This is a genomic window from Parapusillimonas sp. JC17 (genome assembly GCF_052180245.1).
Classification (GTDB): domain Bacteria; phylum Pseudomonadota; class Gammaproteobacteria; order Burkholderiales; family Burkholderiaceae_B; genus Parapusillimonas.
Genome location: NZ_CP197474.1, coordinates 1,358,022 through 1,374,514, shown reverse-complemented (window position 1 = coordinate 1,374,514; position 16,493 = coordinate 1,358,022). Strand labels below are relative to the sequence as shown.

At 62.3% G+C, this 16,493-nt stretch carries 20 protein-coding genes; 9 read left to right on the top strand and 11 right to left on the bottom strand.

Annotation, left to right across the window (positions count from 1 at the left end; genetic code table 11):
• Positions 1 to 13: 13 nt before the first annotated feature.
• Together ACSBPU_RS06660 and ACSBPU_RS06655 are read right to left on the bottom strand one after the other, a co-directional pair.
• Positions 14 to 1,600 carry a TerC family protein gene (locus tag ACSBPU_RS06660; RefSeq protein WP_442596606.1) on the bottom strand — a complete coding sequence of 529 codons (1,587 nt, stop codon included), beginning with the start codon at positions 1,598 to 1,600 and terminating at the stop codon, positions 14 to 16.
• Positions 1,601 to 1,633: 33 nt separating this feature from the next.
• Positions 1,634 to 2,425 (bottom strand): inositol monophosphatase family protein, encoded by a 792-nt coding sequence (locus ACSBPU_RS06655; protein ID WP_442596604.1) that lies wholly within the window; start codon positions 2,423 to 2,425, stop codon positions 1,634 to 1,636.
• Between the two features lie 154 nt (positions 2,426 to 2,579).
• On the opposite strand from ACSBPU_RS06655, the gene ACSBPU_RS06650 reads away from it, so the two are divergent.
• Positions 2,580 to 3,341: an RNA methyltransferase gene (locus ACSBPU_RS06650; protein ID WP_442596602.1), complete on the top strand. Its 762-nt coding sequence runs from the start codon at positions 2,580 to 2,582 to the stop codon at positions 3,339 to 3,341.
• 164 nt (positions 3,342 to 3,505) lie between these two features.
• On the opposite strand, the gene ACSBPU_RS06645 is transcribed toward ACSBPU_RS06650, so the two are convergent.
• The 3 genes from ACSBPU_RS06645 to ACSBPU_RS06635 form a co-directional block, all read right to left on the bottom strand.
• On the bottom strand, positions 3,506 to 4,147 hold the full coding sequence (locus ACSBPU_RS06645) for a 3-oxoacid CoA-transferase subunit B (RefSeq protein WP_442596600.1): 642 nt from the start codon (positions 4,145 to 4,147) through the stop codon (positions 3,506 to 3,508).
• Positions 4,144 to 4,815 carry a 3-oxoacid CoA-transferase subunit A gene (locus ACSBPU_RS06640; protein WP_442596598.1) on the bottom strand — a complete coding sequence of 224 codons (672 nt, stop codon included), beginning with the start codon at positions 4,813 to 4,815 and terminating at the stop codon, positions 4,144 to 4,146. Before ACSBPU_RS06640 ends, ACSBPU_RS06645 begins: the two co-directional genes overlap by 4 nt.
• Positions 4,816 to 4,904: 89 nt before the next feature.
• Positions 4,905 to 5,897, bottom strand: coding sequence for a tripartite tricarboxylate transporter substrate binding protein (locus ACSBPU_RS06635; protein WP_442596596.1), 993 nt, complete (start codon positions 5,895 to 5,897; stop codon positions 4,905 to 4,907).
• A 41-nt stretch (positions 5,898 to 5,938) separates the two neighbouring features.
• Here ACSBPU_RS06635 and ACSBPU_RS06630 point away from each other — a divergent pair, with 41 nt between their 5' ends.
• The gene (locus ACSBPU_RS06630; protein ID WP_442596594.1) at positions 5,939 to 6,763 is read left to right on the top strand and encodes an IclR family transcriptional regulator; all 825 of its coding nucleotides are present in this window, start codon (positions 5,939 to 5,941) and stop codon (positions 6,761 to 6,763) included.
• 137 nt (positions 6,764 to 6,900) lie between these two features.
• Here the strand turns inward: ACSBPU_RS06630 and ACSBPU_RS06625 are convergent, their stop codons facing one another.
• From ACSBPU_RS06625 to ACSBPU_RS06615, 3 genes are all read right to left on the bottom strand, one after another.
• A complete protein-coding gene (locus ACSBPU_RS06625) occupies positions 6,901 to 7,710 on the bottom strand; it encodes a mechanosensitive ion channel family protein (protein ID WP_442596592.1) in 810 nt (269 codons plus the stop codon).
• Positions 7,711 to 7,877: 167 nt separating this feature from the next.
• Entirely contained in the window at positions 7,878 to 8,024 is a 147-nt protein-coding gene (locus ACSBPU_RS06620) for a lmo0937 family membrane protein (RefSeq protein WP_180067823.1), read from the bottom strand.
• 37 nt (positions 8,025 to 8,061) lie between these two features.
• On the bottom strand, positions 8,062 to 8,277 hold the full coding sequence (locus tag ACSBPU_RS06615) for a glycine zipper 2TM domain-containing protein (protein WP_180067822.1): 216 nt from the start codon (positions 8,275 to 8,277) through the stop codon (positions 8,062 to 8,064).
• 174 nt (positions 8,278 to 8,451) lie between these two features.
• Here ACSBPU_RS06615 and ACSBPU_RS06610 point away from each other — a divergent pair, with 174 nt between their 5' ends.
• From ACSBPU_RS06610 to ACSBPU_RS06585, 6 genes are all read left to right on the top strand, one after another.
• Positions 8,452 to 8,943 carry a PRC-barrel domain-containing protein gene (locus tag ACSBPU_RS06610; RefSeq protein WP_442596589.1) on the top strand — a complete coding sequence of 164 codons (492 nt, stop codon included), beginning with the start codon at positions 8,452 to 8,454 and terminating at the stop codon, positions 8,941 to 8,943.
• 106 nt (positions 8,944 to 9,049) lie between these two features.
• Entirely contained in the window at positions 9,050 to 9,361 is a 312-nt protein-coding gene (locus ACSBPU_RS06605) for a hypothetical protein (protein WP_442596587.1), read from the top strand.
• On the top strand, positions 9,362 to 10,486 hold the full coding sequence (locus ACSBPU_RS06600; RefSeq protein ID WP_442596585.1) for a DUF3182 family protein: 1,125 nt from the start codon (positions 9,362 to 9,364) through the stop codon (positions 10,484 to 10,486).
• Entirely contained in the window at positions 10,476 to 11,234 is a 759-nt protein-coding gene (locus tag ACSBPU_RS06595) for an alpha/beta fold hydrolase (RefSeq protein WP_180067819.1), read from the top strand. The genes ACSBPU_RS06600 and ACSBPU_RS06595 overlap by 11 nt, the downstream gene beginning before the upstream one ends.
• 41 nt (positions 11,235 to 11,275) lie before the next feature.
• Positions 11,276 to 12,262, top strand: coding sequence for an MsnO8 family LLM class oxidoreductase (locus tag ACSBPU_RS06590; RefSeq protein WP_180067818.1), 987 nt, complete (start codon positions 11,276 to 11,278; stop codon positions 12,260 to 12,262).
• Positions 12,263 to 12,267: 5 nt separating this feature from the next.
• Entirely contained in the window at positions 12,268 to 13,032 is a 765-nt protein-coding gene (locus ACSBPU_RS06585; protein WP_442596582.1) for a YggS family pyridoxal phosphate-dependent enzyme, read from the top strand.
• A gap of 110 nt (positions 13,033 to 13,142) precedes the next feature.
• Here the strand turns inward: ACSBPU_RS06585 and ACSBPU_RS06580 are convergent, their stop codons facing one another.
• The 3 genes from ACSBPU_RS06580 to ACSBPU_RS06570 all read right to left on the bottom strand — a co-directional run bounded on the left by ACSBPU_RS06580 (position 13,143) and on the right by ACSBPU_RS06570 (position 16,342).
• On the bottom strand, positions 13,143 to 13,706 hold the full coding sequence (locus ACSBPU_RS06580; protein WP_442596580.1) for a DUF924 family protein: 564 nt from the start codon (positions 13,704 to 13,706) through the stop codon (positions 13,143 to 13,145).
• Positions 13,707 to 13,867: 161 nt separating this feature from the next.
• On the bottom strand, positions 13,868 to 15,190 hold the full coding sequence (locus ACSBPU_RS06575; protein WP_442596578.1) for an NTP/NDP exchange transporter: 1,323 nt from the start codon (positions 15,188 to 15,190) through the stop codon (positions 13,868 to 13,870).
• A gap of 18 nt (positions 15,191 to 15,208) precedes the next feature.
• Positions 15,209 to 16,342 carry a DSD1 family PLP-dependent enzyme gene (locus ACSBPU_RS06570; RefSeq protein WP_442596576.1) on the bottom strand — a complete coding sequence of 378 codons (1,134 nt, stop codon included), beginning with the start codon at positions 16,340 to 16,342 and terminating at the stop codon, positions 15,209 to 15,211.
• Between ACSBPU_RS06570 and ACSBPU_RS06565 the strand changes: the two genes are divergently transcribed.
• Positions 16,341 to 16,487, top strand: a complete 147-nt coding sequence (locus ACSBPU_RS06565; RefSeq protein ID WP_180067813.1) for a hypothetical protein — start codon at positions 16,341 to 16,343, stop codon at positions 16,485 to 16,487. The genes ACSBPU_RS06570 and ACSBPU_RS06565 overlap by 2 nt on opposite strands.
• Positions 16,488 to 16,493: the final 6 nt, after the last annotated feature.

The window sequence follows — 16,493 nt, the reverse complement described above, 5'->3', positions numbered from 1 at the left end:
GGCGGGGGTGGGGTCAGACCCCATGCGGGGCCTGACCCCCGGCTTGGTCGGCCTGCTCGAGATTGCGTTCTATGCGAACCGTGGCGATGCGCCGCCCGTCCAGCCTCAGGACCGTGAATCGAAAAACGGCGCGTCCGTGGCGAAGTTCGCAAGTATCGCCCGGGGCGGGCAGTTGCCCGAAACGTTCCAGCAGATATCCGGCAAGCGTCGAATAGCCTTCGTCATCATCCACCAGCCCGTCCGTATTGAGCAGGAGCTCGAGATGATGCAGGTCGGCGGCGCCGTCGGCGCGCCAGCTGTTCTCGCCCTCCGCCACGATGTCGGGGGTCTCGTCTTCGTCGGGGAACTCGCCCGCGATCGCCTCGAAGACGTCGATGGGGGTGACCACGCCTTCGATGGTGCCGAATTCGTCGGTGACCAGCACGAGCTGGCCGCGCGAGCGCTTGAGCGTGTCCATGAGCCGGAGCACGCCGATGGAATCATGCACCACGATGGGGTCGCGCAGGCGCGACAGGCGGATGGATCCGTTCGCGATGAGATCGGCAATCATTTCCTTTGCGCGGCCTATTCCGATGACTTCGTCCAGCGATCCCCGGCAGACTGGAAAGAAGCTGTGGGGCGCCTTGGTGATCTGCTCGCGCAGGGTCGCCGCATCATCGTCCAGATTGATCCATGAAACATCGTTGCGGGGCGTCATGATGGAATGGATGCTCCGATCGGCGAGCGACAGCACCCCGCTGACCATGTATCGTTCTTCATCTTCGAACACCTGGGCCGGCACTTCCGCCTCCCCCGCGGGCGCGGGCTCCGGCCCGGTCAGCGGACGCATGCCCAGCATCCGCAACACCCCTTCGGCAGTGCGTTCCCGCAACGGCCGCTTGGCTTCCAGGCGCCGCATGTTCCGGCGCGCCAGCTGGTTGAGGGTTTCGATCAGGACCGAGAAGGTGATGGCAGCATACAGATAGCCCTTGGGCACCGCAAAGCCGAAGCCTTCCGCCAGCAGCGAGAATCCGATGGTAAGAAGAAAGCCCAGGCACAGGATCACAACCGTAGGATGCGCATTCACGAAGCGGGTCAACGGCTTGGACGCCACCAGCATGAGGCCGATTGCGATGGCGACCGCCAGCATCATGATCTCGAGGTGATCGACCATGCCGACCGCGGTAATCACGGCATCCAGCGAAAACACCGCGTCCAGGATCACGATCTGAACCACGATGACCCAGAAGCTGGCGTGCATGGTCGCGCCGCTTGCATGGGCTTGACGCCCTTCGACCCGCTCGTGGAGCTCCAGCGTTCCCTTGAAGAGCAGGAAGAAGCCCCCGAGGATGAGTATCAGGTCGCGCCCTGAAAAATCCAGCGGACCGACGGAGAACAGCGGCGCCGTGAGCTTGATGAGCCATGACATGACGGAAAGCAGGCCCAGCCGCATCAGCAGCGCAAGGGACAGGCCCAGGACCCTCGCCCGGTCTCTTTGCGCGGGCGGCAGTTTCTCCACCAGAATGGCGATGAAGATCAGGTTGTCTATGCCCAGGACGATCTCGAGGATCACCAGAGTAAGCAATCCGACCCAGGCGGAGGGGTCCAGCATCCACTCCATCGGTCAATGGCTCCGTAAAAGCGTTAACAGGCCCTAGCCCTGAAGATAGCCCAGCATCTGCGGAAAAATCTTGGGTGTTGCAGCCAGCACGCTGCCGCTTTTCATCCAGCCCTGTTCGCCGTCGAAATCGGCGATGAGGCCGCCCGCTTCCAGGATGAGCAGACCGCCCGCGGCCAGATCCCAGGGTTTCAGATTGACCCCGCAAAAGCCGTCGAGGCGCCCGCTGGCAACATAGGCGAGATCCAGGACGGTCGAGCCCAGGCGCCGCGCCGCCGAGCATTCGGACAGCATGCCTGCAAACTTGGCCTGGGCGGTGGCAACGGACACCGACCCCGGTATATGAGCGCCCAGAATGGCATCATGGTAGCGCCGGATGCCAGAGACGCGCACGCGCCGGTCATTCAGAAAGGCCCCGCCGCCGCGGCTGGCCGTGAACAGTTCATTGCGGTTGGGGTCGTAAATGACCGCCTGGGTCACTTGGCCGCGTTGCGCCAGCGCGATCGAAATCGCGTAGATGGGCAAGCCATGGATGAAATTGGTGGTGCCATCGATGGGATCGACGATCCATTGGAATTCCGGCACCTCGCCTTCTTGCTGGCCTGCCGCCAGGTGCATGCCGGATTCTTCGCACAGGAAGCCATGGTCCGGATAGGCCGTGCGCAGGATATCGATAATGGCTTCTTCGGCTGCCTGATCCACTTCCGTGACATAATCGTTCGGCCCCTTGCGCCCGACCTGCAGGCGTTCGAGGTCGAGGCTGGCGCGATTGATGATGGTGCCAGCACGGCGTGCCGCCTTGATGGCGGTATTTAGCATCGGGTGCATAAGATTCCGTAAGTAGTCAAAGTCTGCCTATGCGGCGCGAGGCATCGCGCCCATGAGCCTAAGCCCTGCATCAAGCACTATAAACCACCTATTTTAAATGACTCAGAAGTTTTCCTCAGAAACCCCCGACCCCTTTGCCCGCGTACGGTTCATCATGGTGCAGCCCAGTCACCCCGGCAACGTGGGCGCCGCCGCCCGCGCCATCAAGACCATGGGCTTCCATGATCTCTGCCTTGTGGCGCCGCGCTTTCCCGATGTGCTTACCCAGCCCGAGGCGCAGTCGCTCGCCAGCGGAGCCACCGACGTGCTGACGGCGGTCCGCATTTTTCCCACGCTTGAAGAGGCGCTCGCTTCCACGACCCTGGCGTTCGCCCTGACCGCGCGCGCCCGCGTGCTGGGACCTCCTCCCTGCGACATCCGCGAGGCGGCCGATGCCAGCCGCGAGCACTTGCAGGGCCCCGGGTCCCGCATTGCGGTCGTTCTGGGCACCGAAAGATCCGGGCTGACGAATGAGGACATCGCGCTCTGCCAGCGCATATGCCATATTCCGGCCAATCCCGAATATAGTTCGCTGAACGTCGCGCAGGCGCTGCAGCTGGCCGCGTGGGAATTGCGCTACGCCCTGGCGCAGGCTGCGTCGATGCCGCTGCTGCCCACGACGGACGGCCGGTTCGTCGAGGGCAACGAGCCGGCCAGCAACGAAAAGGTTCAGGCCTTCCTGGCCCACTGGGAACAAGCGATCACGGAGGTCCGTTTCCTGGACCCCGCCCACCCCAAAAAACTGGTTCCACGCATGCGCCACATGTTCAGTCGCAACGCCATGAGCAACGATGAGGTCGACATGATGCGCGGCCTGTGTACCGCCATGATCAAGGCGGCGCGTAATGCGGGGGGTCAGACCCCGAATGGGGTCTGACCCCGGCCGGCGTTTGGGGATGTTGGGGTCGGACCCCATACGGGATCCGACCCCGGCTGACGAGGAGAGGGTCAGACCCTGTACAAGGTCTGACCCCCGATGCTTGGAGATGTGGGGTCAGACCCCGAGCGGGGTCTGACCCCAGGCAAAGATCGCTCAGCGTCCTATGCCGCCTCGACGAGCTCCAGGCCGGTCAGGCGCGACAGTTCCTGGATGCCGGAACCAGATACGTCGTCCAGCAGGACGACACGGCCTTCCTTCAGTTCGAAGACGGCCAGGTCGGTATAGACGCGCGTCACGCAGGCGATGCCGGTAAGCGGATAGGTGCAGCGTTCCACGAGCTTGCTTTCGCCCTCTCGCGTGAGCAGATCCATGAGTACGTAGACGGACTTGGCGCCAATGGCCAGGTCCATCGCGCCGCCGACCGCCGGTATGGCGTCGGGCGCCCCGGTATGCCAGTTGGCCAGGTCGCCGGTACGCGACACCTGGAATGCGCCCAGCACGCAGATGTCGAGGTGGCCGCCGCGCATCATGCCGAAGGAATCGGCATGATGAAAATAGGCGCCGCCGTCGAGCAGTGTCACGGGCTGCTTGCCCGCATTGATGAGGTCGGGGTCTTCGGCGCCGGGCTCCGGCGCGGGACCCATGCCGATGACCCCGTTCTCGCTGTGCAGAAGGATCTCGCGGCCCTCGGGGAGGTAGTTGGCTACCTTGGTGGGAAGGCCGATGCCCAGGTTCACCACGCTGCCCTCCGGGATGTCCTGGGCGACGCGCGCGGCCATTTGTTCACGTGTCAATCGATTCATTTTTCAGCTCCCAGTGCTACCACGCGCTGCACGAACAGGCTAGGCGTGACGATCGCTTCGGGATCCAGTTGTCCCAGTTCCACGATGCTGTCGACCTCTGCAACCGCCACTTTCGAGGCCGTTGCCATGATGGGACCGAAATTGCGCGCGGTCTTGCGATAGACCAGGTTTCCCCAGCGGTCGGCCTTGAGCGCCTTGATCAGGGCATAGTCCGCATGCAGAGGATATTCGAGGATGTAGTCGCGGCCATTGATATGGCGGGCCTCCTTGCCTTCGGCCAGCGGCGTTCCGGCGCCCGTGGGCGTATAGAAGGCCCCGATGCCGGCGCCCGCCGCACGGATGCGCTCGGCAAGATTGCCTTGTGGAACGAGTTCGAGCTCGATCTTGCCTGCCCGGTACAGCCCATCGAACACATGGGAGTCGGTCTGGCGCGGAAAGGAGCAGATGATCTTGCGCACCCGCCCGGCAGCCAGCAGCGCCGCCAGGCCCGTATCGCCGTTGCCCGCGTTATTGTTCACCACCACCAGGTCCTTGGCGCCCTGGTCCAGCAAAGCATCGATCAGCGCCGTCGGCTGACCGGCCATGCCGAACCCGCCAATCATGACGGTTGCGCCGTCGGGCACATCAGCCAGTGCTTCACGCACATTGTCAAAAATCTTGGAGATCATTTCATACCTGCTCTTACCGCAAACTGCCTTTCAAAAAATGTCGGCGCGTCGCTTGCGGCGCGCCGACGGGATATCACCACGGGGAAGGATCAGTCGACCGTCGCCCCGGATGCTTTGACCACCTTGGACCAGTTGTCGACTTCGGACTTGATGAAGTCGCCGAACTCGGCGGGCGATGTCTTGGCCGGCACGGCGCCCAGCTCTGCAAGACGTTTCTGGACGTCAGGCTTGGCCAATGCATCGAGGATCACCGCATTGAGCTTCTTCACGACATCGTCCGGCGTACCCTTGGGCGCGATCACGCCAAACCACGATGACACGTCGAAAGTGGGGAAGCCGGACTCCTTCATGGTCGGGAGATCCGGTGCCGTTTTCGAGCGGTCTGCCGTGGTGACGGCCAATGCCCGTAGTTTGCCCGCTTCGACATGCGGCCAGGCCGACGGCATGTTGTCGAACATGTAATCCACCTGGCCGCCAATGAGGTCGGTCATGGCGGGAGAACTGCCTTTATAAGGAATGTGCGTCACGTCGACTTCGGCCAGCTGCTTGAAGAGTTCGCCCGCCATATGGATGGACGTACCGCTGCCGGACGACGCGAAATTGAGCTTGCCGGGATTGGCCTTGGCGTAGTCGACAAGTTCCTTCACGCTTTTTGCGGGCACCTTGGGATTGACGACCAGCACGTTCGGCACGCGCACCGCCAGGGCCACAGGGGCGAAATCGTCGACCAGGTCGAATCGCAAGTTCTTGTACAAGGTCTGGTTGATGGCGCTGGTTACGGCGACCATGTAAAGGGTATAGCCGTCCGGGTCGGCGCGGGCCACCATTTCTGTTGCAATATTGCTTCCGGCGCCCGGGCGGTTTTCGACCACCACCGGCTGCCCCAGGGCATCGCCGATTTCCTTGCCCAGTATCCGCGCGACGACGTCGGTCGTGCCGCCCGCGGAAAAGCCCACCACCAGACGGATGGCATGGTCCGGGTAGGCGGCCGCCGCGGTCGCGGAAACACCCGCCGTGGCGACCAGCAGGCATGCGCCGGCCAGCGCCTTGATTTTCGATCCCGCCTTGAATACGAATGACATATGAGTTCTCCTTGTATTGTCCGTCCGTTGGACGATTTATAATGAACCGCTCTATTCTGATCGATATCGACTTGAAATCAAACCAAGAAGTACACGCAGTGGACACTTTTTCCGAAGAAAACGCCAGTTCGGGTCCTCGCACACTGCGGCGCGGCCTACAAGTTTTACGCTGTTTGCAGGAGAATACGCAAGCGGGACTGAGCGTCACCCAGTTGGCAAGGCTGACCGGGCTGCAGCGCCCGACCATCTATCGTCTGCTCAGCGCGCTGGTCGAAGACGGGTTTGCCAAAAGCGTTCCAGGCACCAAGCGGTTCATGGCCACCAGCGCCATGGCATTGACGGTGCCGCAGCGCGATCCGCGCATCGAACTTGCTCTTCCGGCCATGCAGAAACTGGCCGCGCTTACCGGTGACGCCGTTTTCCTGGTGGTCCAGGACAAGCACGAGTCCCTCAGCCTCTGGCGTGAGATCGGTCCTTATCCGGTGCAGATCCTGGCCACATTCGCGGGCAAGCGCCAGCCCCTGGGCGTAGGGTCGGGCGGGCTTGCGCTGCTTGCACGGCTCGATGACGAATCCGTCGAGGACATCATCGCGCTGAACAGCAAAGAGCTCGAACAATACAGCGGCATGTCGCCGCGGGAAATGCGTCAGTTGGTACAAAACACCCGCACGCGCGGGTATTCGGTGGTGGGAAACTATGCGGTGCGGGGTGCCCTGGGAGTCGGCTGCGCCCTGTGCGACAGCAAGGGGCATCCTACGCTTGCCATCAGCGTGACCGCCATCACCGAGCGCATGCCGGCAAGCCGGCAGCGCGAGATCGCCGGGCTGATCCAGGACGGCCTGCGCAGCATCGCCGACAAGCTTTGAGGGGCGTGGGGTCAGACCCCGTACGGGGTCTGACCCCAACCGACCTGTGGCCCCGCCTTCCCTGGGGGGTCAGACCCCATGGGGATCTGACCCCGATCCTGCCATGCGGGGTCTGACTCCGGTCTCCTGCCGCCGCGCTATGGGGTCGGACCCCGCATGGGGTCCGCCCCCGACCCGGCGCGTCCGAGCCGTTGCAGCGCGTCGCGGTACAGGTCGCAGCGCAAGTTCCAGTGCTTTTTCGCGGGAGCCCAGACCCGAATCGTCAGTATGGTGGTGTTTTCGCGATAATCCGTCACCAGGACTTGTGGAGCGGGATCGGGCAACGCGTATTCATGGCTCCGCACCAGGTCGGTAAGCTCCCGTATCGCCAGTTCCAGGTCGTCGCTATAAGGGATCGACACCTCGATATCCAGGCGCCGCGTTTCGTTCCGGCTGTAATTGATGATGGTGCTTCCCCACACCAGCCCATTGGGCAAAGTGAGATGTATGCCGTCTGCCTGGACCAGCCGCGTAAGGAAGAGGCCTACTTCCGCGACCGTGCCGTCTCCCTTGCCGACGACGGATACGTACTCTCCCGTGCGCAGCGGTCGAAGCACCAGCAACATGATGCCCGCCGCAATGTTCTGCAAAGTGCCCTGCAACGCCAGGCCAATCGCGAGTCCCGCCGCACCCAGCACAGTGATGATGCTTGCCGTTTGAATGCCGAAGCGGGCCAATACCGCAATGACCACGAAGATGCGAATCGCCCAGACAGTCGCCGTATACACCATGGGGACGATGGTGGGATCGATGCGTGGGGAATTGGCGGCCAGCCTGCGCAGGCTGCGTCCGGCAAATGAAGATAAAGACCATCCGACAATAAGGATGGCGATGGTCACTACGAGATTGAAAGCCAGGAATTCAATATGCGGCATCAATGCCGGCAGGTCACGGAGTCTTTCAAGCATGGCTTACCCGTCGCACAAGAGGAGTGGAAAACCCGAATGATAAATCCTCTTGCGCGACGGGTGACGGGATCAGGCCCGAAGGCCGCGGGGTCAGACCCTATAGGGTCTGACCCCATTACCAAAGCGAACGGGCGGGGTCAGACCCCGTATGGGGTCTGACCCCAACATCAAAGCGAACGGCCGGTGATCAGGCGCACCAGCACCATGATGATCGCGACGACGATCAGCACGTGGATGAAGCCGCCCAATGTATAAGAGGTAACCAGGCCCAACAGCCACAAGACAATCAGGACAACGGCCAGTGTATAAAGCATATCGGCTCCCTTTCGTGTAAAAAAACTTGGTCTTGTATTATTTACTGGCTTCGTGGCCCACGACACCGCCCACTGCTGCGCCGCCCAGCGTTCCCAGAGTGCTGCCACCGGTGAGCACGGCTCCACCCACTGCGCCGACGCCGGCGCCTATGGCCGTGTTCTTACCCTGACGTGACATTCCGCCACATGCGGCCAGACTTAAAGAAACGGCCAACAATACTGTGCCTGCAGCAATTCGTTTTGTCGTTTTCATATCAAACCCCTATCTAAATTTGGACGCACATCACGGTGTGCATGTGCTTGTCTGCCATACAGCAAGCAGCGTGCCAGCAATAACCAGATACGGTTTTGCCCCGCGCTGGCACGCTGCTTGCTGCCTCATCGACGAAGGCCAGATGGTTCGTCTGGCCAACTCAGGAGATAACCTATGAAAAAGCTTCTTGCCGCAACCTTATGTTCGCTCTCCACGGCCATCGTTCCCGTCGCTTTCGCGCAAAGCACCGCGCCGGCACCCACCAACCCCACGGCGCCCGGCAGCCCCGGGACTCCCGGAAGCCCGGCGGCTCCCGGAACGCCCGCCCCCGCAGCGCCTGGCGCCGCACCCACCATGCCTGGTGCCGCAGCTCCCGCCCCGGAGCCCAAGGAGTCCATCACCGGTGTAAGCGTCAAGCAGAAGATCATGGGTAAGACCGTGGTCAATGAGAATGATGAAAAGATAGGGGAAATCAATGATGTCGTCCTGGCCTCGGATGGCAAGGCGATCTACTTCATCATCGGCGCGGGGGGCTTTCTGGGAATGGGCGAGCGCGACGTAGCGATTCCGTTCAATGAAATCAACCAGACCGGCGACAAGCTCGTGCTTTCCGGCTATACCAAAGACCAGCTGAAAGCGCTGCCCAAAGTAGAAGTGGCTGGATAAGACGCACTACGTCCTGACGGTAGCCTCCCCGGAGGCTCCGTCGATATCTAGGGCCAGTGCCGCCTGCCTTCAGCATTGACGGACTCTGGCCCCTCAGGAGCCCACCATGAAACAGCCCGATACCGACAAAGAAAAGAACACCACTCCTTTTCCAACATCGAAAGACAATCCCGGCCGGGACGAAACGCTGGACTCCGCGCTCGAAGCAACCTTTCCGGCGAGCGATCCGGTGTCCGTATCCACATCAAAACCCGAAACCCGCAATGATCACGCGGCCAACGAAACCGCCAAACCGTCCAAAAAAGAAAATGAGGCCGTTCCTGAAGAAAAGACTTTGGATGAGGCCATTGAAGAAAGCTTCCCCGCCAGCGACCCTGTGTCGGTGACCACCAAAAAAGCGGACGATACGCAATCCTGAATGGCTCCTTACGAATCCAGCAAGAACGCACATCGCGGCGAGGTGTACGTTCTATCCGCGCGTGCGCGCGAGCCAGAGCATGAACAGGCAGTCCATGAGGAACTTGCGCGCCGTATCGCGGGACTCCTCGGAGTCCGATACGGTGGCCGCTTCGATGCCGCACGCACGCCGACCGAACCGGCTTATCTCGTGCCCAGCGACACCATAATCGGCCTGGAACGAGCGCGGCAACTGAGGCTCGCCTCGGAAGCAGACCTGTTCGGCGGTATCGTTCCGCACCCCTTCGTTGCGACGAAGGCCATTACCCATTCCATACTGCGTTCGGACGGCAAGGCGCCCGCAGGCTGGTCCTGCCAATTCGGCACTGATGTGCGCGACAGCGTTCTGGCGGGATACTCCGCGTTCACTCTCGACGACGCCATGCAGGCGGGCGAGACGCTGCTGTCATCCGGACCTGTGCGCATCAAGCCCGTACTGGCCACTGCCGGCCGCGGCCAAATACGAATTGAATCGCGCCGGGAGCTTCTGGCCGCGCTGGACCACCAGCGGGACGACGATCTGGAATCCCACGGACTGGTGCTGGAAGAACATCTGGAGGACGTCAAGACTTTCAGCGTGGGCCGGGTCGCGATAGGCGGCTTGGTGACGAGCTATGTCGGCACGCAGAGCCTGACGCGCGACAATCAGGGCGAGCTGGTGTACGGGGGATCGAACCTTACCCTGGTACGCGGCGAATTCGATGCGCTGCTTGCACTGGCGCTCGGCGATGAAGAACGCCGTGCCATCGCGCAGGCCCGGCGCTACGATGAAGCGGCTGGGCGATGTTTTCCAGGATTGACGGCCTCGCGACGAAACTATGATATTGCAAGCGGCACGACGCCGCGCGGCGAAATTCGCTGCGGAGTCCTTGAGCAATCATGGCGCATTGGCGGCGCAAGCGCCGCGGAAGTCGCCGCGCTGCAAAAGTTCGCCGCGGACAGCGGTTGCAAGGCGCTGCGCGCCCGGACCATCGAGATTTTCGGCACGCACGAGGCGCCCGAAGGCGCCGAGAGGCTGTTTCAAGGCGTCGACCCGGACATCGGTCTCATCAGCAAGTATGTACAGGTAGAAGCTTATGGGAACTAGCAGCACGAGCATTGAGATCCTGGTGGAAGAAGAACGCCTTGCAGGCACTTTTCTCGCACCGGAAACCAAGGTACCCGGCATTCTGTTCGTCCACGGATGGGGCGGCAGCCAGGAACGCGACCTGGACCGTGCGCGCGGCATTGCGGGGCTGGGCTGCGTGTGCCTGACCTTCGATCTGCGCGGTCACGAAAAAGGCTCCGCCCGTCAACAGACCGTGACGCGCGAAGAGAATCTGCGGGACATCATCTCGGCCTATGACCTGCTTGCCCAGCATCCTTCTATCGATCCACGCTCCATCGCCGTGGTGGGAACGAGCTACGGCGCGTATCTGTCCGCTGTCCTGACCACGCTTCGGCCGGTCAAGTGGCTGTCGCTGAGAGTCCCGTCGCTTTATCGGGACACGGATTGGGATACGCCAAAAAGACAGCTGAACCGCCAGGACCTGGCCGTCTATCGCAAAGCGCCGGTAAGCCCGGAAGAAAATCGCGCGCTGGCCGCATGCACGGCGTTTCGGGGCGACGTCCTGCTGGTCGAGTCCGAGCACGACCACCTGGTGCCCCATGCAACGATCATGAGCTATCGCGCCGCCTTCCGGAATTCCCATTCCCTCACGCATCGCGTGGTCGACGGCGCCGATCATGCCTTGAGCTCCAAGATCTGCCAGCAGGCGTATACATCCATACTCGTGGGATGGATCACTGAAATGGTGGTGGGCGCGCGAGTGGGCAGCAGACCCGGGATCTCGTAGTAACCTATTGCTTTTCCCGACTCGCGCTCAACTCAGGCGACATGACACCATTTTCCATACTCGATCTCTCCCCCATCGCCGAAGGCAGCACTGCCGCCCGCTCGTTCCAGAATACGCTCGATCTTGCCCGGCATGGTGAGCGCTGGGGCTATCGGCGCATCTGGATGGCCGAGCATCATGGCATGCCGGGCATTGCCAGCGCGGCCACCTCCATCCTGATTTCGCATGTCGCGGCCGGCACCTCGACCATCCGTGTCGGCGCCGGCGGCATCATGCTGCCCAATCATTCTCCGCTGGTGATCGCCGAACAGTTCGGTACGCTGGAATCCTTGTATCCCGGTCGTATCGATCTGGGCCTTGGCCGCGCACCCGGCTCGGACCAGGCGACGGCGCGCGCCCTGCGGCGCAACCTCGCGTCGGATGCCGACGAGTTCCCCCGGGACGTCGTCGAACTCATGGACTTCATGTCCGACGAGCCTCGCCAGACCGTCATGGCGGTTCCCGGCAAGGGCCTGAACGTTCCGGTCTGGATACTCGGGTCCAGCCTGTTCGGCGCGCAATTGGCGGCCGCCCTTGGACTGCCCTATGCCTTCGCCTCTCATTTTGCGCCCCAGCAAATGATGCACGCCATCCAGCTCTACCGCGCGAACTTCAAGCCCTCGGCCAGCCTGGACCGCCCTTATGTCATGCTCGGGTTCAACGTCTTTGCCGCCGATACGGACGACGAAGCGCAATTCCTGGCGACATCGTGGCAGCAATCCTTCGTCAACCTGCGCAGCGGGCGCCCCAGCCGCCTGCCACCGCCGGTGCAGGGCTATCTGGAGCAGTTGGGCCCTCAGGCGCAGGAGCTGCTCAATCATGTGCTTTCGTGCTCCGCGATCGGCTCGGCGGACACGGTTGCGACGCAGCTCAAGGCGTTCCTGTCGGCAACCGGCGCCGACGAGCTCATGATCACGTCCAATATGTTCGATCACGCCGCCCGGCTCCGTTCCTACGAAATCACCGCCCAAGTGCGCGACGCGCTTTGAATGCCATGACAGAAGCAAGCACCATATCTTCCCGTCTCGCGCTCATGCGCGAACGGATCCGCGACGTCGCACTGAGCGCGGGCCGTGATCCCGCCGCCATTCAGCTCCTGCCAGTCAGCAAGACTTTCGGCGAAGCCGCCATCCGGGAAGCGGTCGCCGCGGGCGTGCGGCGGCTCGGCGAGAACAAGGCGCAAGAGATACGCAGCAAGTACGAACCCTTGAGCGACTGCGGCATCGATTGGGTCATGATCGGCCATCTCCAAACCAACAAGGCCAAGGACATTGCCCGCATGGCGTCGGAGATCCAGTCCCTTGACCGCATGGACCTGGCCATCGCACTGGACCGCCGCCTTCAGCAGGAAGGACGCGGCATGGACGCCTTGGTGCAGGTCAAGACCTCTATCGAGCCCAGCAAATACGGCCTGCCGCCGGAAGAGTTGCCCGGCTTTCTGCGTCGAGTGGCAAGGGAAACGCCCTCATTGCGCATACGCGGACTCATGACTCTTGCGATCAACGCCCCCGACCGCGATGCCGTGCGCGCCTGCTTCCGGACACTGCGCGAACTACGCGACCGCGTGCGGCAGGAAGGCATCGACAACATCGAACTGGAACGCCTGTCGATGGGCATGAGCGGCGACTTCGAAATCGCCATTGAAGAGGGGTCCACCGAAGTGCGCATAGGCACTGCGATTTTCGGCGGCCGCATCTATGGCGACGCCTACTATTGGCCCGAAGATCAGGTGAGGGGTCAGACCCCGAATGGGGTCTGACCCCGGCATGGACCAGGGTCAGGCCCTTTCCGAAGACCAGATGAGGGGTCAGACTCCGGACGGGGTCTGACCCCAACGTGGACCAGGGTCAGACCCTGCCGGGTCTGACCCTATCCTGCGAAGCCACCCGCGTCGATGAATGCCTGCTCGGCCGGTGTGGTTTCGCGCCCCAGCATGGGATTGCGATGAGGAAAGCGCCCGAATTGACGGATGATGTCCAGATGTTCTTCGGCGAAGGGCAGCGACGATCCTCCCAGAATCCGGTAGAGCGCTACCGACTTTTCCTGAAGATCAAGACGTTCGGAATGCATGAAGGGCAGATAGCAAAACACGCGCAGGTCAGCCGGGATCTGCTGATCGAGCTCCTTCTCCACCATGCGTTGCGCAAAATGCAGGGCCAGCTCGTCCGTGGCGTACATATGCGCGGTGCCGCGGAACGCATTGCGAGGCAATTGGTCCAGCAAGATCAGCAAAGCCAGCGCGCCTTCGGCGCAATGTGCCCAGTCGTCCAGTTGCCGGCGGGCAGCCGCCATGTGCAGGTCCAGAAAACGGTCGCGAAACATCAGGTCGAAGGCATCGGACTTCATGAACCATTTTTCCGGCCCGGCTTCACGCCAGAATGCCAGGATCGAAAGCGCTTCAGGCGCCGCCGCGCCGCCAACTTGCTGTTGCATGGATTCCGCCTCAATGAAAACGTGATCCCGCTACGTTACCGCAGTTGGCAGCATGGCTACAAGCGAGGCCCAAAGAGGTCAGACCCCGTACAAGCGAGGGAAAGGGGGTCAGACCCCGTACGGGGTCTGACCCCTTGCGATACCGAGCGGGCCCTCCGGGGTCAGACCCCATTTGGGGTCTGACCCCCTACGGAACTGCCTTCCAGGGCCTGTTCCCGGCGTCCTAAAAAGTAGCCGCAAACGCCCCAGCACGCCGCCAGCACCGCCGCGAATATCATTGCGACCGCCGGGTTTTCGCTGACCACATCTATGCCCCGCTTCACCCAGCCGCTGACCGCGTCCCCGCCCCGATACACGACGGTATCGATGAAGTTCTTTGCCTTGTACTTCTGCGCCGGAGGCACCACCGTGTAAAGCATTTCGCGTCCCGGCCTCACCAGCGCGTACTCCCCTACCCGGCGCATGACCATGACCACGACAAACACGGCGAATACCGGCGCCATCGCCAGAGCCAGAAAACCCAGGACCATTGCCGCAGGCACCGATACGAGCAACACGCCGACGCCCAGTCGCTTGGCTACCTGGCCCGTGAAGAAGGCCTGGATGATCAGCGACAGCGCCTGCACCACCGCGTCGATCATGCCAAACACCCGCGTCTGGGCGGCACGGTCCGGGAAATATTCCGCGACCAGGCGCGCTTGTTCGAAGTAAAGAAAGGTGTTGATGCTGGCCAGCAGCAAGACGAAGATCGTAATGCCGACAAGATAGGGAGACCGCAAGGTCTCGGTCGCGCCTTCGAAGGGGTTGCCGCCCAGGGGTTCGCTGCGCGAGGTATCGCCGTCGCCGTCCTGGATGGGATGGGCGTCTCGCCAGCGGTGCAGAGCGGCAGCCGCCGCCGCGCTCGCCAACAGCAGCATCGCCGAGATCATCAGCAGCCCCGCATGGCCCAAGGGCCCTACCAGCACTGCGCCGGCTACCGGCCCCGTCAAACCACCTATGCTCGCGCCGCTTGCGATCAAGGCAAACGTGCGCTTGGCCTGGGGCGCACGCAGGACGTCGGCCAGGACGCTCCATGCCAGCGATATCGCCACCAGATTGAATACGGACAGCCAGATATAGAAGCCGCGCGCCACCCAGAGGTTGTCGGGATCCAGCCGGAAGCTGACGGCGAAGCCGGCCAGCAGCACCGCGCAGCCCGCATACAGCCAAGGCAGCAATGTCCGCCGGGGCAGCTTTGACGCAAGCCATCCGAAGACCGGCAAAACGATCAGCGTGGCGACGAAAGTACCGGTGAACAGCCATTGGAGATTCTTTACGCCGCCCGCTATGCCCATGGTCTCACGTACCGGGCGCAGCATGAAATAGGAAGTGAACAACAGGAAAAACATGGCCAGTCCGGCGACCACTGCGGGCGCCTCGTGAGGCTCCACATTGAACAGCCTGGCTATGCGGCGCAAAAAGCGTTGTGGCAAGTCCGTCGGCATATGGCCACCCTTGCCCCGTCACCAGCCATAGAAACGCGGCCAGGCCTCGGTGCCGCCGTCGGGCCGCAGGACTTGATATTCCGGATACTGCGCGGCGGTGGCGCAGGCGTGATTGGGCATGATGCGCAGACGGGTACCGATGGGGAAGCGCTCGGCAATGCGGTCGTCCGGCTCGCCGGAACGGGAAAGAATGCCATGTTCCTGATTGGCGCCGCTCATGATGTAGTCTTCCAGTACGGCGCCGTCTTCCGCGCATACCTGGCCATAGCCGAAATCCCGCTTTTGCCTTTGCGTGCCGTGATCCCGGCTCATTGCCATCCAGCCGGCATCGACGATGGCCCAGCCTTTCTCCTTCTGGTGCCCAATGACGGTGGTCAGGACGCTCAGTGCGATGTCGTCCATGGCGCACACCCCGACATTGCGCATCACCAGATCGAAGAACACGTAGACCCCGGCGCGCACTTCTGTTACGCCTTCGAGCTGCGCCGCCGACAAGGCCGTGGGAGTAGAACCGACGCTGACACCTGCACAAGCCGCGCCATGGTCCCGTATGCGCTGGGCGGCCAGGACTGCGCCGGCCCGTTCTTGTTCGGAAATGGCAAGCAAGGCCTCGCGGCTGTCGCAGTCGTAGCTGGAGCCGGCATGCGTCATCACACCGCCCAGCCGCGCCCCCGTGCCCTGCAGTGCGTCCGCGACTTCCAGCAGCAAGGCATCGTCGGGCCTGATGCCCGATCGGTGGTCGTCGGTGTCGATTTCGATCCAGACCTCGAATGCCGTTCCGTGCTGTTTGCCGAAAGTTTCGATTTCCCGCGCCGCCGCGACATTGTCGGTGATGAGCTTGAGGTTGCAGCCGCGCCGGCAAAGCGCGAGCGCCCTGGGGAGTTTGTCGGGCGTCATACCGACGGCATAAAGGATATCGGCGATACCCGCCTCGAAAAACTGCTCTGCCTCTTTCAGTGTGGAAACCGTGATGCCGCGCGCCCCGGCGGCAATCTGCGCCTTGACGACAGGAAGGCACTTGCTGGTTTTGACGTGAGGACGGAAGCTCACGCCCAAGTTGCTCATACGGCCCTGCATGCGATCGATGTTGCGCTGCATGCGCTCGGTGTCAATGACGGCGGCGGGAGTGCTCAGTTCACGGATGCGGGTCATGGGCAAGCCTTCTGGGGTAAGTGTCCAGCGCCCGACACAAGGCGCGCTTCGCAGGCTCAACCATACTCCATGGCAACGTGCGCGTGTGTATCAAAAGCACGACAATTTCGCTGCCCGCAACTACGCCAAGATCGCCTTGTGGTAAAAAGAT

Excerpts from the sequence above, each read along its gene's own strand:
- ACSBPU_RS06660 (WP_442596606.1), bottom strand. The coding sequence starts at position 1,600 with ATGGAGTGGATGCTGGACCCCTCCGCCTGGGTCGGATTGCTTACTCTG.
- ACSBPU_RS06655 (WP_442596604.1), bottom strand. The coding sequence starts at position 2,425 with ATGCACCCGATGCTAAATACCGCCATCAAGGCGGCACGCCGTGCTGGC.
- ACSBPU_RS06650 (WP_442596602.1), top strand. The coding sequence starts at position 2,580 with ATGGTGCAGCCCAGTCACCCCGGCAACGTGGGCGCCGCCGCCCGCGCC.
- ACSBPU_RS06645 (WP_442596600.1), bottom strand. The coding sequence starts at position 4,147 with ATGAATCGATTGACACGTGAACAAATGGCCGCGCGCGTCGCCCAGGAC.
- ACSBPU_RS06640 (WP_442596598.1), bottom strand. The coding sequence starts at position 4,815 with ATGATCTCCAAGATTTTTGACAATGTGCGTGAAGCACTGGCTGATGTG.
- ACSBPU_RS06635 (WP_442596596.1), bottom strand. The coding sequence starts at position 5,897 with ATGTCATTCGTATTCAAGGCGGGATCGAAAATCAAGGCGCTGGCCGGC.
- ACSBPU_RS06630 (WP_442596594.1), top strand. The coding sequence starts at position 5,939 with ATGAACCGCTCTATTCTGATCGATATCGACTTGAAATCAAACCAAGAA.
- ACSBPU_RS06625 (WP_442596592.1), bottom strand. The coding sequence starts at position 7,710 with ATGCTTGAAAGACTCCGTGACCTGCCGGCATTGATGCCGCATATTGAA.
- ACSBPU_RS06620 (WP_180067823.1), bottom strand. The coding sequence starts at position 8,024 with ATGCTTTATACACTGGCCGTTGTCCTGATTGTCTTGTGGCTGTTGGGC.
- ACSBPU_RS06615 (WP_180067822.1), bottom strand. The coding sequence starts at position 8,277 with ATGAAAACGACAAAACGAATTGCTGCAGGCACAGTATTGTTGGCCGTT.
- ACSBPU_RS06610 (WP_442596589.1), top strand. The coding sequence starts at position 8,452 with ATGAAAAAGCTTCTTGCCGCAACCTTATGTTCGCTCTCCACGGCCATC.
- ACSBPU_RS06605 (WP_442596587.1), top strand. The coding sequence starts at position 9,050 with ATGAAACAGCCCGATACCGACAAAGAAAAGAACACCACTCCTTTTCCA.
- ACSBPU_RS06600 (WP_442596585.1), top strand. The coding sequence starts at position 9,362 with ATGGCTCCTTACGAATCCAGCAAGAACGCACATCGCGGCGAGGTGTAC.
- ACSBPU_RS06595 (WP_180067819.1), top strand. The coding sequence starts at position 10,476 with ATGGGAACTAGCAGCACGAGCATTGAGATCCTGGTGGAAGAAGAACGC.
- ACSBPU_RS06590 (WP_180067818.1), top strand. The coding sequence starts at position 11,276 with ATGACACCATTTTCCATACTCGATCTCTCCCCCATCGCCGAAGGCAGC.
- ACSBPU_RS06585 (WP_442596582.1), top strand. The coding sequence starts at position 12,268 with ATGACAGAAGCAAGCACCATATCTTCCCGTCTCGCGCTCATGCGCGAA.
- ACSBPU_RS06580 (WP_442596580.1), bottom strand. The coding sequence starts at position 13,706 with ATGCAACAGCAAGTTGGCGGCGCGGCGGCGCCTGAAGCGCTTTCGATC.
- ACSBPU_RS06575 (WP_442596578.1), bottom strand. The coding sequence starts at position 15,190 with ATGCCGACGGACTTGCCACAACGCTTTTTGCGCCGCATAGCCAGGCTG.
- ACSBPU_RS06565 (WP_180067813.1), top strand. The coding sequence starts at position 16,341 with ATGGGCAAGCCTTCTGGGGTAAGTGTCCAGCGCCCGACACAAGGCGCG.
- ACSBPU_RS06570 (WP_442596576.1), bottom strand. The coding sequence starts at position 16,342 with ATGACCCGCATCCGTGAACTGAGCACTCCCGCCGCCGTCATTGACACC.